Source organism: Pseudomonas sp. B21-051 (assembly GCF_024748795.1).
Taxonomy (GTDB): Bacteria; Pseudomonadota; Gammaproteobacteria; order Pseudomonadales; family Pseudomonadaceae; genus Aquipseudomonas; species Aquipseudomonas putida_A.
Map to the genome: position 1 here is coordinate 3012636 of NZ_CP087166.1, position 14167 is coordinate 3026802.

Here is a 14167-nt window from a genome sequence, read left to right on the forward strand (position 1 = left end):
CACTGCATATTACAGTTCGTTTCGGATCAGGGTCGCATTGTGGAAAAGCTAAAACGCCTCGAAAGTGGAATTGAAGGGCTCGACGCTCTGCTCAAGGGCGGATTGGTAGCAGGCTCTTCATACATAATCCAAGGGCGCCCAGGGTCTGGAAAAACGATCCTCGCCAACCAGCTTGGGTTCCATCATGCGAGCAACGGAGGCCGGGTTCTGGTCGCGACGTTACTCGCCGAGTCACACGACCGTCTTTTTCAATTCCTTTCTACTCTGAGCTTTTTCGACGCTTCCAAAGTAGGCGCCGAAATTCAGTTTGTCAGCGCGTTTGACACTCTGGAAAACGAAGGACTGGACGAGGTGGTGAAACTGCTTCGGCGAGAGATAAGCCGCCAGAAAGCCACAGTGATGGTGGTAGATGGCTTGCTCAATGCGCGCTCAAAAGCCGATTCGCATATCGATACCAAGAAATTCATTTCAGAACTGCAAGGGCACGCTGCTTTTGCTGGTTGCACGGTGCTATTTCTCACTAGCTCCCGCCTCGACGATGGCAGTCCTGAGCACACCATGGTTGATGGTGTGATTGAGATGGGCGAGGAGCTATACGGCACTCGTTCAGTGCGTAGAATTCAGCTTCGTAAAACACGCGGAAGCCCAGCAATGACAGGTCTTCACGAGTGTGAAATTACCGAAAATGGCTTGGTGGTTTACCCGCGACTAGAAAGTCTCTACAGTCACCCATCCTCTCCCGACAGCGCGGATATGACGCGTATCCCCAGTGGTATTGAATCACTGGACGACATTTTAGGCGGAGGTCTGCACAGTTCCAGTGTGTCTCTCGTAATAGGCCCCTCCGGGATTGGTAAAACTACCCTTGGCCTCAAATTTCTGGCTGAGTCGACTGTGGAAGCTCCTGGCCTGCATTTTGGTTTCTACGAAAGCCCGCAACGATTGCGGCTCAAAGGCCAATCGCTGGGTATCGATATCAAAGGCATGGAAGACAGGGGCGCCCTCTGCATCGCTTGGCAGCCTACAACTGAAGGCCTGCTGGATGGTCTGGGGGCACGACTTCTGAAGATCGTCGAGGAGAAGGGCATCAAGCGCCTGTTCATCGATAGTCTTAGCGGTATGACACGAGTTTCGACAAATCCGGCGCGGATCACTGACTTCTTCAGTGCCCTGATGAACGAGCTGCGATCCAGAGGGGTTACGGTATTTGCCTCTTGGGAAATGCGCGATCTGTTCGGCTCCGAGGTGAGTGCACCAAACTCTGACCTGTCCAGCATCGTCGACAACCTGATGCTGATGCGATTCTCTGAGAATTACTCTGAACTAAGCAGAACGCTTTCCATTCTTAAAGTAAGAGACAGCTCTTACGATCCCTCACGATTTGAGGTCGTCATCCGTGATCATGATGTTTTCCTGAAAAAGGCTTCAAGACATGAACCTTCAGTCCCCACTGAGTCATCGCCCGGTTCAAGATCTTAAACCTTTGTGCGGGTTGAATTAACATGACCACCATTCTGGTCGTCGACGACGAGTATTTGATCGCTGACATCCTAAGCTTTGCGCTGGAGGATGAGGGGTTCATGGTGGTGACGGCCAGCAACGGTCGAAAAGGGCTCGAGGTACTCGACAGAGAACGGCCAGCCTTGATCATCACCGACTTCATGATGCCGGTGATGGACGGCATGGAGTTCGCCACAGCCGTTCGTGCTCTCCCTTCCGCTAATCGATTGCCGATCATCTTGATGAGCGGTGCTCAGGCACACATCGGTATGCAGAGATCGGATCTGTTTGATGCGGTATTGGCGAAGCCATTCAATATCGACCTGATCATTGCCGAGGTTAAGAAGCTCTTGGCGGCTGAGTAGTGGCTGCTCCATCTATATACCCAGATCAGCCTAAAGCCTGGCGAATGCCTGGCTGCTGGTAATATCTGCAATAGCTGGAGCTTTTCTACGTTCGGCCAATACCTGCTAATGACCAGCGAAGAATTCCATTCCAATATTGTGGTCACTCCCAAAGTCAGCTATGCATAAGTCGAGCAAGATCCTGCGAGCCGTCGACTGACAATGCTTACAGACTTGAATCAATCGGTCAGAGTACTAATGCATGAATTCACTCTAGATCGCACTGGTCATTTTCGGGTGCCTGGTTGCAGCGTCGCTTCTCATGATGCACTGGTACCCAAGACTGGCAGCCCATCATAGGGATGACGACACCAACACCGTCATTCGCTTGGTAGCCAACATTTTTGTGGTCATGACATCGCTGGTGTTCGGCCTGATGATTAATTCTGCCAAAAATACCTTCGAATCCATTGATGCGAACTTCCATGGGTATGCAACCAGCCTGATCATTTTTGAGCGGACGCTACGTGGCTACGGAGAAGCTACACAAGACACGAGGAATCGCCTGATTACTTACCTCGAGCGAGCTATCGAAAACCCGTACCGAGGTGACGAAGCACTGCAGCATCGCAACAGTGAGGCGGCTAAATACTTGGATGACATCGGCAAGTCGTTAACCGGTATCAAGCCCCCGGATCGCTTCCATGAAACGATGCTTCAGGATATCCGTCAGCAATATCACTCGCTTATCGAGCAACGTTGGAGGATTGTCGAGCAGTCGGAGGGAGCGATTCCGGGCCCTTTGATCGGAATGCTGGCCGCCTGGTTGACACTCATCTTCGCTAGTTTTGGTTATCGCGCACCACGAAACTCGATGGTAATTGGAATGTTCATAATCTCGGCATTGCTCATCGCAGCTTCTGTTTACCTTGTATTGGACATGGATGTTCCTTTCCACGGCCCTATCCAGATATCCGACGAGCCCCTGCGCAGGGCGCTTGCCGTAATGCAGCTCTAGGCGGTTTGTTGCGTTGGCCCATTCGCCTGCCACGCCATGCCGACGTGATTGCAAAGTTCAGAACTTCGCCTTTTTAAGGGCGAGGGGTATTTTTTGTGGCGACCAGCGCCAAACGAACTGCCGCACTCATACACGAATTCCTTTGCCAGCAGCACCATGATGAAGAAAAGGAGGTGTCGCTCATCGCAAACGACAGGTTGAGGCCATGCCTGCGCTAATCCGAGAAGCAGACTACCGTTAATGCGGTAACCTACGGCCTCGATACTCCCGGCACATCCATATTGATCTTGCGCCAGAAAGCCTCAGAGAAACTGTAAGCCGAGAAGGCAATCAGACCTAGGGCCATCACAATCAAAATCAGCCATCCAGCGGGTAGATTCTGAAGAGCGTCGAGCGCTTCTTTCATACCAGGTGGATCCATAGCCTGATAAGTGGAACCGCTAATTGCCAGAAGTAAGGCAATTTCTATAAACACAACTCCACGGGCTATTAGACCGAACCGAGACACTGGCCGGACGTACTGCATGACGTCCTCGTCGGCCTCGAAATATTTCTCGAACGACGCCTTCCATCCTTTGATGATGTGAGCAATTCCAACACCAAGCGGAATGACAGCGATCAGGTACACCAACAAATTCGAGTGATCCCACGACAGAAGATGCGCTAGCCAGTCTTTAGTCTGCCCTCCGGAATCCCCCGACCTTCTGATACCGCTAACGAGTAGACCGATTGCAAAAAACGCCAGAGCAGCATTGACCAAACCTCCGGCAAACAGACCAGTGCGAATCACCACTCCTTTGATTTCTTTGCCGTGATGATCGACATCTCGCGTAGCTTGCAAGACACGCCAAGCCGAAAATGCGAGCAGACCTGCCACCACAAGGCCAACTAGAAAATATCCGAATGGCTGGCTTAGTAAAGCTTCCAGGCTCTTGTGGCTGTCCTTTGGTTTTGTCGAATCAAGTGCTGCCAGCAGCGCGAAGATGCCGATGATCAAATAAAGCACTCCTCGAGCGGCGTATCCTCCCCGAGCGAGTATTACAAGGCTATGTTGCGCAGACATTGAATCTATTCCCGAGAGTAGTACAAAGCAGACCCCGATCGCTGGGAGGGGTTCGATACCAAATCGAAGACGCACTGACCTGATCTTGAATGTACTGCCCCCCGACAATCGCTTAAACACCGTAGCGCTTATTGCCACCTGAAGTGATGCAGTACCGACCGCCTCGTGGCCCGATACAAATGTGTTCCGAAGAACAAGGGCAGGAGGATCCGTATTCTGGAGTCTGTCTCCGGATTGGTTGTACTGGCGAAGGCGACTGTTTCGGTTTAAGGCGGTGTAGCATTCGATCCGGTACAAAGGCTTTTGGAAGAAAGCCACTTTGCAGGTTGGCCATCGACGCTTATGCGCACCCAATCATCCCGTTTTTCGAATACCTGAACCTTGGCTCCCCGGCTCAACTTGGAGATTACTTTTCCGCCTGGTTGATCTCGGATATTTAGCTTGTCTGCGCTTACGTATTGATCAACTAAGGGGGCAGGTGGTGGTGATGGAACCGAGTTGAATGAGACCAGAGTATTCGGAGGGGGAGTGGGGCTCGGTTGCACCTGAACGGGAGGCAGTGAAGCCCATGGCACGGCTTTTCGACATATCCGTGACAACTTCGATGGGTCGACCGGAGGTGATTCGCATGTTCAGTTCTGAGCACAAGACAGTCGTTGGTACAGAAGGCGCGCAGCGTAATACATCGTTTAACACGTGGGCCATGTCAGATGTTCATAGGCAGGCCGTTACTATGTTCTGCGGCACGTCCGAAGGCTAATGGCATGGAAATGTTCATGGGTCCAAGTTCATGGAAACCGGGCTGCAGCTTCCGAACTGTCCGGCCCAGCAGAACGGAGCACCCCGACCATTCCAGCCAAACGGCGGCAATCTGATACTGTTTTTTATGTTGGATCTGAGCCTTTTATTAGTTAGCTGGCGCTCTATAGAGTGCGCGTCCGAAGCACTAGTGGACAGTGATCGGCCGCCACTATTTCTGGCTCTCTGAAGACCGGACGACCTCGAGAGTCTTCAGGAACCACCATGAATACTCGTCCGAGCTTTCACAGCAAGACCTTCCCCGAGTCGCAACGTGACATTCTCGGCATGATCGCGACCGACCATCATCTGGGCGACATACTCTGCGCCATCTGTCAGATGCACGACGCACAGGCCCCCGAAACCTTCTGCTCTATCCTGCTCACTGATGCCGAGGGCAAACACTTGCTGAGCGGCGCGGCGCCCAGCCTGCCGATCAAATACAGTGACGCGATTCATGGAATGGCCATTGGTCCACACGAAGGAACCTGCGGCACCGCAGCGTTCCGGCGCGAGCTTGTGGTGACCGAAGACATCGCCCGAGATCCAAACTGGGAGCGTTTCCGCAGCCTGGCGCTGGGGCATAACCTGCGTTCCTGCTGGTCGGTGCCGTTGCTCTCCCATCAAGGAAACGTGTTGGGTACATTTGCCCTGTACCAGAACCGCGCCCATGCGCCGGACGAGGCGCAGATTCAACGATTGGCCTTTGCAGCCCAACTGGCAGTCATTGCGATCCGTCATGAGCGTGACGGCCAACGTCTGGAGGAAAGCGAACAACGTTTTCGATCATTGTTCACCTACAACCCCAACCCGGTGTTCGCCCTCGATCTGGCCGGCAACATCCAGAGTGTGAATCCGGCAGGCCTGAAGCTGAAACCGCACACCGCAACCGATTTCCTCGGTCATCACTTTTCCCGCCTGTTGCTCGAAGAAGACCTGGAACGGGTCAGTCAGCATTTTTCCGCAGCCCGCGCTGGAGAGCCTCAACGCTTCGAGGCACGGCTTCTCGACGAGAGTGATAAATTGCTGACCATGGACATTTCCAACCTGCCGATCATGGTCAACGGAGAGATCGTCGGGGTATTTGGCATAGCCCGAGACATCAGCGAGCAGAAGCATTTCGAGCGCCAATTGAGCTTCAATGCCAGCCATGACCGGCTGACCGGTTTGCTTAACCGTGTTTCGCTTGAAGACCGGCTTGTTCTGGATTGTCACATCAGTCGTCGGCGCAAGCGTCGTCTGGCGGTGATGTGCATTGACCTGGATGGATTCAAATCCATCAACGATTCGATCGGGCATTACTTCGGCGATCAGGTGCTGATTGAGGTGGCGCAGCGTATGACCCGGCAGGTTCGTCCCGGTGACACCATCGTGCGCATGGGCGGTGACGAATTTATCGTGCTGCTGCCGGACCTGCTTCGTGATGAGGACGTTGTACCGGTGGTCGAGCGCTTGATGGCCAGCATTGCCAGACCCTACTGCATCCAGGGCATTGACCTGCACGTGAGTGCAAGTATTGGCATCACCCTGAGCGATGGTCACATCGAGCAGCCGATGCAGCTGATCCAGCAGGCTGACATGGCCATGTATAAAGCCAAGCAGCAAGGGCGCAACAACTTTCAGTGGTACACCAGCGATCTCAATCAGCGCGTTTGCGAGCACGCGAGCCTGCGCAATGACCTGCAAAAGGCTATCGAAACTCAGTCGTTACAGCTGCATTATCAACCGCAGATAGACGCGCGTACGGGACGGGTGGTCGGGATCGAAGCGTTGCTGCGTTGGGAGCATCCGGACAAAGGATTTATCTCACCCGCGGTGTTTGTGCCGGTGGCAGAGGACAGTGGTCAGATCATTCCGCTGAGCCTTTGGGTACTCGATACGGCCTGCGCGCAGTTGCGCCAGCTAGGCGAGCAGGGCATCACCGGCATCTCGATGGCGGTGAATATTTCGCCGATGCATTTTCAGCGTGGCCATTTCGTCCAGTATGTACAAGCCACCCTGGAGAAACACGGGCTCTGTGGTGAGCAACTGGAGTTGGAGATCACCGAGTCGCTTCTGTTGCATAACGCTGAACAGGCGATCGACACGTTGCATCGGCTCAAGGCGTTGGGGGTGTGCATTGCGCTCGATGATTTCGGCACCGGTTTTTCCAGCCTCAGCTACCTCAAGCGTTTGCCCATCGACAAGATCAAGATTGACCGCTCGTTCATCCAGGAAATCGCCACCGACCATCACGACGCTGCGATCACCCAAGGCATTATTTCCATGGCCCATCACCTCAGCCTGACGGTGGTCGCCGAAGGCGTGGAAACGGCGTCTCAGGTGGATTTCCTGAAGGGCAGTCGCTGCGATGTTTTTCAGGGGTATTACTTTGCCAAACCAATGCCCTACGCAGACATCGAAGCTTTCCTGAGCCATCCCGCGTCCCATCCATGACCGCCAATTCTGTCTGGACCCAGACCTGAAAATCAGACGCTAAGGCAAATTTTCAGACCCCAGCGCAGAACTCCCTCTCCCCAGGCAAGGCGCTCCCTGCGCCTTTCTCACACACTCGGCTCTAACGCTATCGCGCTGCACAACAACAAGAGCCGCGAAAAAATGACTAGTTTCCAGCCTGCTACCGAAAGCCAGACCGGCCACATCGGCGCCCGTCAGACCCGTGTCGAGGACGCCGCATTGTTGCGCGGCCTCGGCTGTTATGCCGATGACGCTGCGATCCCTCCAGGAACGCTACACGCGGCGATCATCCGTTCCCCCCACGCTCACGCGCGGATCACCTCGGTGGACTTTTCCAGTGCGCTGCTGATGAAAGGCGTGCACGGCGTGCTGGTCGGCGAAGACGTCAAACGCTGGGCGCTGCCGTTTCCGGTGGGTGTGCGGCAGCCGATGGAGCACTGGTGCGTCGCCGTTGACAAGGTACGTTACGTCGGAGAGCCGGTGGCCGTAGTGATCGCTGAGAGCCGCTATCTGGCCGAGGACGCGATCGAAGGTGTGCGCGTTGAATACGAGCCGCTGCCCCCGATCATCGATCCCGAACGGGCCACCGCCGAACAGGCGCCGATCCTGCACGAAGCGGTCGGCAGCAACGTTGTCAACGAACGGCGCTTTCGTTATGGCGAGCCGGAGCAGGCCTTCGAGCAGGCGCCGCACAAGGTCTCGCTCAAAGTGAAGTTTCCGCGCAGTTCCTGCACGCCCATTGAATGCTACGTGGTGCTGGCTCAGTACGAGCGCGCCACCGGCATTTATGACGTGCTGGCCAATTTCCAGGGCCCCTATGCGTTGCACACGGTCATGGCCAGGGCACTGAATGTGCCCGGCAACCGCCTGCGTTTGCGCACACCGAAAGATTCCGGCGGCAGCTTTGGCATCAAGCAAGGGGTTTTCCCTTACGTGGTGATGATGGGCCTGGCGTCACGCAAGGTCGGTGCACCGGTGAAGTGGGTCGAGGACCGTCTGGAACATCTTCAGGGGGCTTCTTCGGCGACCAATCGGGTGACCGAAATTGAAGCGGCGGTAGAAGCGGATGGCCGCATCACCGCTTTGCGATATGACCAGATCGACGATTGTGGTGCCTACCTGAGAGCGCCTGAACCGGCGACTTTCTACCGCATGCACGGCAACCTGACGGGCGCCTACGCGATCCGCAATTTGCAAGTGCGCAACCGAGTGGTGCTGACCAACAAAACACCTTCCGGCCTGAACCGTGGTTTTGGTGGCCCACAGGTGTATTTCGCCCTTGAGCGTCTGATGCAACACATCGCCGTGCAGTTGAAGCTTGATCCGTTGGACGTGATCCGCCGCAACCTGGTGCCGGCCGATGCCTTCCCTTATCGCGCGGCCGCCGGTGCGTTGCTCGATTCCGGCAATTACCAGGCAGGCATTGCCTTGGCAGCGGCTGACGGTGGACTCGACGAGTTGCTCAGACGTCGTGATCAGGCGCGTGCCGAAGGCCGGATCTACGGCATCGGTTATGCCGCCGTCATCGAGCCTTCGATTTCCAACATGGGATACATCACCACCGCGATGACACCCGAAGAGCGGCGCAAGGCCGGACCGAAAAACGGCGCTGTCGCCACCGCCACCATCAACGTCGGCCCATTGGGTGACGTCAGTGTTCACGTGTCCTCGGCACCGCAAGGGCAGGGCCATCAAACCACCGTCGCTCAGGTCGTCGCCGAAGTGCTTGGGGTTGCGCTGGAATCCATCGTGGTCAACGTCGAGCTGGATACCCAGAAGGACGCTTGGTCGATTGCCTCGGGCAACTATTCCAGCCGCTTCGCCGGCGCTGTGGCCGGTGCCGTCTACAAGGCGGCGCTGAAGATCCGCGATCGCCTCGCCGCGATTGCCGCCGAGCAATTGCAGGCCAGTCCCGAAGATATTCGTTTCGCCGGCGGCAAGATTTTTGCCGTTAATGGCGGGGCGGTCGCGCCATTCCATCGGATAGCCGGTGCGACCCACTGGTCGCCGGGCCTGCTGCCGGAAGGTGAAAGTGGCGGTCTGCGCGAAACCGCGTTCTGGAGCCCGCCGCAATTGGTGGCCCCGGACGACCAGGATCAGGTCAACAGCTCGCTGTGCTACGGCTTTGTCTTCGACATCTGCGGTCTGGAAATCGACCGCATGACCGGCGAGATCCACATCGATCGCTACGTCACCTGCCATGACGCCGGCCGCCTGCTCAATCCGGCGCTGGTCGATGGCCAGATTCGTGGTGGCTTCACCCAAGGACTCGGCGCGGCGCTGATGGAAGAGTTTGCCTATGGCGAGGACGGCAGCTTTCTTTCCGGGACCTTCGCCGATTATCTGGTGCCCACCGCACCGGAAGCGATCGAACCGGTGATCCTGCACATGGAAACGCCATCGCCATTCACCCCGCTGGGCGCCAAGGGTGTGGGCGAGGGCAACAACATGAGCACGCCGGTGTGCATCGCCAACGCGGTGGCTGACGCCCTCGGTCGCTCGGATATCCGTTTGCCACTGACGCCATCCAAGGTACGCACGCTGATCGGGATCGACGAGCCGCCACGGCCCGCCGGTATGGAGCCCGATGAAGACCTGGACGCAGCACCTGCCGGTGGACCGGCACTGCGGGCCAACGACTCGGTGGTGATTCCTGCCTCGCCGCAACAGGTGTTCGATACCTTGCTCGACCCGCAGACGCTGGCAGCGATCATTCCCGGTTGCCACGACCTCGTGCTTGAAGGCGAAAACCGTTACCGCGCAGACGTCACCGTCGGCGTCGGCATGATCCGTGCGCGCTTCGAGGCCAAGGTTGCCCTGAGTGATCTGGACCCGCCGCATTCATTGCGTCTGTCCGGTTCCGGCAGCAGCTCCATGGGCTCGGCCCAGGGCCAGGCCAAGGTGCGTTTCGTCGAACTGGAAAATGGCCACACACGTCTGGAATACCAATACCAGGTGGCGGTCAGCGGCAAAGTCGCCGCGGTCGGCGGCCGAATGTTGCAAGGGGCCTCGAAAGTGATCATCGGACAAATCTTTACTCGCCTGTCGCAACGGGTCAGCGGCCAAGCCATCTCCACCAGCTGGTGGGCGCGATTGCGGGCCTCGCTTGGCGCAATGTTTGGCAAGGGAGGTGCGCAATGAAACCGGCTGCTTTCGATTACGTTCGGGCTGACACCCGTCGTCAGGTGGTTGAGTTGCTCGCCGAGTACGGTCAGGAGGCTCGCATCATCGCCGGTGGTCAATCGCTGATGGCGGTGCTGAACATGCGCCTGGCTCAGCCCAAGTTGCTGATCGACATCAATCATGTGGCTGAGCTGGCCTATATCGAACTGCGCAAGGATTGTCTGGCGGTAGGCGCCGGGGTACGACAGGCGCAGTTGCTGGCGCGTTCGACCCTGATGGACGAGGTGCCTTTATTGGCACTGGCGATGCCCTGGATCGGTCACTTCCAGACGCGTAATCGCGGCACGGTCTGCGGTTCGGTGGCTCACGCCGACCCCAGCGCCGAGTTGCCGCTGTGCCTGGTGACGCTGGGCGGCGAGATCGTTCTCGAGTCGAAAAAAGGCAAGCGCATCGTCAAGGCTGCCGACTTCTTCCAAGGCATTCTCACCACCGACAAGCGTGCGGATGAACTGGTCGTCGAGGTGCGTTTTCCGCTCAAGCGCGAAGGCATCACCTATCGCTTCCGCGAAATCGCCATGCGCCACGGCGACTTTGCAATCGTCTCCCTGGCCGCGGCCATCGGCGCGGACCAGGTCGAACTCGGCATCGGCGGGGTCGCTGACCGTCCGCAACGTCGCAGTCTGCCTCGTGGTGCGGGGCTGCCGGACGCGCTCAATCAAACCGCCTGGTCGCTCGACGCACAAGACGATGTGCTGGCCAGCGCTGCCTATCGCCGCCAACTGATTCGCGAGCTGGGTCATCAGCTGATCGAAGGAGTCTGAACATGCGTGTAACTGCCGACCAAACCTTTCCGATTCGCCTGGAACTCAATGGCCGCTCCCGCGAAGCCCTGGCTGAACCGCGAACCCAACTCTGCGACTTCCTGCGCCACGACCTCGGTGCCACCGGTGTCCATGTCGGATGCGAACACGGTGTCTGCGGTGCCTGCACGGTGCTGGTGGACGGAGTCGCGATGCGTTCCTGCCTGATGCTCGCGGTACAGGGGCACGAGCGGCGTATCGAGACCGTCGAGTCCTTGGCCGACGACGACACACTGAGCGACCTGCAACAAGCCTTTCGCCGCCATCACGCCTTGCAGTGCGGCTTTTGCACTGCGGGCATTCTCATGTCCTGCGTGGACTTCCTCGAACGGATACCCAACCCGGACGAGATCCAGGTACGCGACATGCTTTCGGGGCATCTATGTCGCTGCACCGGCTACACCGGCATCGTCCAGGCCGTGCTCGAAGTCGCTGCCCAGCGCCAAACGAACAAAGGGGTATAACAAAAATGTTCGATCTCGGACGCAGTTTCCTCGCTGCCGTTGAACGCCGGCCGCACGCCGTGGCGGTCAGTGACGGTGCGTTGAAGAAAACCTATGAAGAATGGTTCGTCGATATCCAGAGTGCCGCCTGGGGCTTGCAATGCCTTGGGCTGCAACGCGGTGATCGACTGTTGGTAGTGATGCAAAACCGCTGGCAGATGGCGACCCTGCATTGGGCCTGTCAGTTTGCGGGCATCGTCATGACCCCGTTGAACTGGCGTTCAACTGCCGAGGAGCTGGGCTACTGCATCGAAGATGCGCAAATCCGTGCAGTGGCTTACGACGACGCGACCGTGACCGCCGTGGCCGGTTACAGCGCCGCCACAAGGCTGCCACGGATCGCCACCGGTCTGCGTGCTGCCAACACCGACCTGAGTTTCGAGGAACTGTGTTCGCAGCCCCCCTCCGGCATCATTTTGCAGGCCGACGCCGAAGATTTTTCACTGTTGCTGTATACCTCCGGAACCACCAGCAAGCCCAAGGGCGTGCCCCGTCGGCACCGTAGCGAACGCGCCGCGGCGGTTGCTCACGTCGCGCAAAACCTTTACCGCCAGGGCGAATGCACGCTGGGTGTCATGCCGCTTTATCACACCATGGGCGTGCGTTCGTTGCTGTCTATGGCGCTGATCGACGGACATTTCGTCTGTGTGCCGAAGTTCGACGTGGAAGCGACGCTGCAGGCCATCGAGCGGGAAAAGGTCAGCAACCTGTACCTGGTGCCGACGCTCTACCACATGCTCATCGAACACCCGGCCTTTGCCCGCGAGCGAGTCGCCAGTGTGGAGAAAATCGGCTTTGCCGGTGCGCCGATGAGCGACGGCTTGATGCGTCGTGTCGAGCAGGCGTTCCAGCCGCAGTTGTTCGTCAATCATTACGGCAGCTCGGAGATCTACACCTTCACCATCGACCAGCAAGCCAGCCGCAAACCCGGTTCGTCAGGGCGCAGTGCAATGAACCAGCGCGTGCGCGTGGTGCCGATCGATGCTGAAACGCCGGACGTGCAGGTCAACCCAATGGAGGAGGGCCAGATCATCGCCGACCTGGCGAGTGACGAGGCGTTCGAAGGCTACCTGAACCGCCCCGAAGCGACCGCCAAGGCATTGCGTGATGGATGGTATTTCACCGGTGACGTCGGCTACTTCGATCTGGAGGGTGATCTGTTCGTCACGGGGCGTGTCGATGACTTGATCATCACCGGCGGCGAAAACGTCAGCCCGGCGGAAATCGAAAACATGCTCTCTCTGCACCCGGCAGTGGAAGAAGTGGTGGTGGTCGGTCTGCCCGACGAGCAGTGGGGCAAGATCATTGCCGCGTTTATCAAGCTGCGCGCCGAGGTCTCGGAAGACGACCTCGATGCCCATTGCATCGCTTCGGGCCTGGCCAAATTCAAGCGGCCACGGCGTTACCAGTTCATCGATCAGATTCCAAAATCTCCAGTCGGCAAGGTTCTGCGGCGCGTGCTACTGGCCCAATTCCAGGAACAGGCCTTGAAGGCCATCAGCTAATCATCCAGAGGACACTCTCATGCAACAACAAGCGATCCAGCAATTTCTCGACACTCAGTTCGATGGCTTCCAGGTTGAAGTCGATGTGTCCCGCGAGCGCGCCGACATCATCCTCAACAGGGCACCGTTAAATGTCATTTCCATGGGGCAGCGCGATCAATTGCGCCTGGTCTTCGAAGCCCTCGATGCACACAAAGACGTGCGCGTCATCGTGCTGCGCTCGGTGGGTGAACACTTCTCCAGCGGCGGCGACATCAAGGGCTTCCTCGAAGCGTCACCAGAGCACGTTTCCAAGCTGGCCTGGAACGTCGCGGCACCGGCACGTTGCGAAAAACCGGTGATCGTTGCCAACCGTGGCTACACCTTCGGCGTCGGTTTCGAACTGTCCCTGGCCTGTGATTTCCGCATTGCTTCGCAAACCACTCGCTACGCCTTGCCTGAGCAGAACCTGGGTCAGATCCCGGGCTCGGGTGGCTCCGCACGCCTGCAGAAAATCATCGGCATCACCCGCACCAAACACATGGTGATGCGCGCCAAACGCATCACGGGCGACCAGGCCTATGCCTGGGGTATCGCTACCGAGGTCGTGCCGGATACCGAACTGGAAAGCACCGTCGACGCGTTGGTCGATGAACTGCGGCGCTTCTCGCCGTTGGCTCAGCGCACGGCGAAAAAACTGATCAACGATAACGAAGATGCGCCGCTGACCGTCGCGATCGAAATGGAAGGTCACTGCTATAGCCGTCTGCGTAGCTCCAAGGACTTCAAGGAAGGCGTTGAAGCGTTTCACAGCAAGCGTACGGCCGTGTTTATCGGCGAGTAAATCGTACTGGCGAGCGGGCCCGGGATTATGTTGGTAACAGCGTACGCCTTACGGAGCAGGGCCTGCCGCCCCTTCAATGCAACTGAAAGGGCACATCAAGGTTTCACCGCTGACCTGCTGATTACTCGCAACCCGTGCACCGGGATGCAGAACGTTCGATCACCGTTTGTGTG

At 57.5% G+C, this 14167-nt stretch carries 11 protein-coding genes; 9 read left to right on the plus strand and 2 right to left on the minus strand.

The annotated features are described in order from the left end of the window. Positions 1 to 36: 36 nt before the first annotated feature. The 3 genes from LOY52_RS13435 to LOY52_RS13445 all read left to right on the plus strand — a co-directional run bounded on the left by LOY52_RS13435 (position 37) and on the right by LOY52_RS13445 (position 2862). Positions 37 to 1479 (plus strand): ATPase domain-containing protein, encoded by a 1443-nt coding sequence (locus LOY52_RS13435; protein ID WP_166495927.1) that lies wholly within the window; start codon positions 37 to 39, stop codon positions 1477 to 1479. Positions 1480 to 1502: 23 nt separating this feature from the next. Further along, positions 1503 to 1865 carry a response regulator gene (locus LOY52_RS13440; RefSeq protein WP_258679808.1) on the plus strand — a complete coding sequence of 121 codons (363 nt, stop codon included), beginning with the start codon at positions 1503 to 1505 and terminating at the stop codon, positions 1863 to 1865. A gap of 301 nt (positions 1866 to 2166) precedes the next feature. Further along, on the plus strand, positions 2167 to 2862 hold the full coding sequence (locus tag LOY52_RS13445) for a DUF4239 domain-containing protein (RefSeq protein WP_258679809.1): 696 nt from the start codon (positions 2167 to 2169) through the stop codon (positions 2860 to 2862). 250 nt (positions 2863 to 3112) lie between these two features. On the opposite strand, the gene LOY52_RS13450 is transcribed toward LOY52_RS13445, so the two are convergent. Together LOY52_RS13450 and LOY52_RS13455 are read right to left on the minus strand one after the other, a co-directional pair. Continuing rightward, entirely contained in the window at positions 3113 to 3925 is an 813-nt protein-coding gene (locus tag LOY52_RS13450) for a DUF1206 domain-containing protein (protein ID WP_258679810.1), read from the minus strand. Positions 3926 to 4191: 266 nt separating this feature from the next. Continuing rightward, the gene (locus tag LOY52_RS13455) at positions 4192 to 4500 is read right to left on the minus strand and encodes an SH3 domain-containing protein (RefSeq protein WP_309474951.1); all 309 of its coding nucleotides are present in this window, start codon (positions 4498 to 4500) and stop codon (positions 4192 to 4194) included. A 448-nt stretch (positions 4501 to 4948) separates the two neighbouring features. Between LOY52_RS13455 and LOY52_RS13460 the strand changes: the two genes are divergently transcribed. The 6 genes from LOY52_RS13460 (at position 4949) to LOY52_RS13485 (ending at position 13994) form a co-directional block, all read left to right on the plus strand. Then, complete coding sequence (locus LOY52_RS13460) at positions 4949 to 7159, plus strand: bifunctional diguanylate cyclase/phosphodiesterase (RefSeq protein WP_258679811.1); 2211 nt, start codon at positions 4949 to 4951, stop codon at positions 7157 to 7159. Positions 7160 to 7321: 162 nt separating this feature from the next. Then, a complete protein-coding gene (locus LOY52_RS13465; RefSeq protein WP_258679812.1) occupies positions 7322 to 10321 on the plus strand; it encodes a molybdopterin cofactor-binding domain-containing protein in 3000 nt (999 codons plus the stop codon). Next, the gene (locus LOY52_RS13470) at positions 10318 to 11124 is read left to right on the plus strand and encodes a xanthine dehydrogenase family protein subunit M (RefSeq protein ID WP_258679813.1); all 807 of its coding nucleotides are present in this window, start codon (positions 10318 to 10320) and stop codon (positions 11122 to 11124) included. The genes LOY52_RS13465 and LOY52_RS13470 overlap by 4 nt, the downstream gene beginning before the upstream one ends. Before the next feature lie 2 nt (positions 11125 to 11126). Continuing rightward, on the plus strand, positions 11127 to 11627 hold the full coding sequence (locus tag LOY52_RS13475; protein WP_258674291.1) for a (2Fe-2S)-binding protein: 501 nt from the start codon (positions 11127 to 11129) through the stop codon (positions 11625 to 11627). 5 nt (positions 11628 to 11632) lie between these two features. Beyond that, positions 11633 to 13171, plus strand: a complete 1539-nt coding sequence (locus tag LOY52_RS13480) for an AMP-binding protein (RefSeq protein WP_258674292.1) — start codon at positions 11633 to 11635, stop codon at positions 13169 to 13171. A gap of 19 nt (positions 13172 to 13190) precedes the next feature. After that, the gene (locus LOY52_RS13485; RefSeq protein WP_102615846.1) at positions 13191 to 13994 is read left to right on the plus strand and encodes an enoyl-CoA hydratase/isomerase family protein; all 804 of its coding nucleotides are present in this window, start codon (positions 13191 to 13193) and stop codon (positions 13992 to 13994) included. Positions 13995 to 14167: the final 173 nt, after the last annotated feature.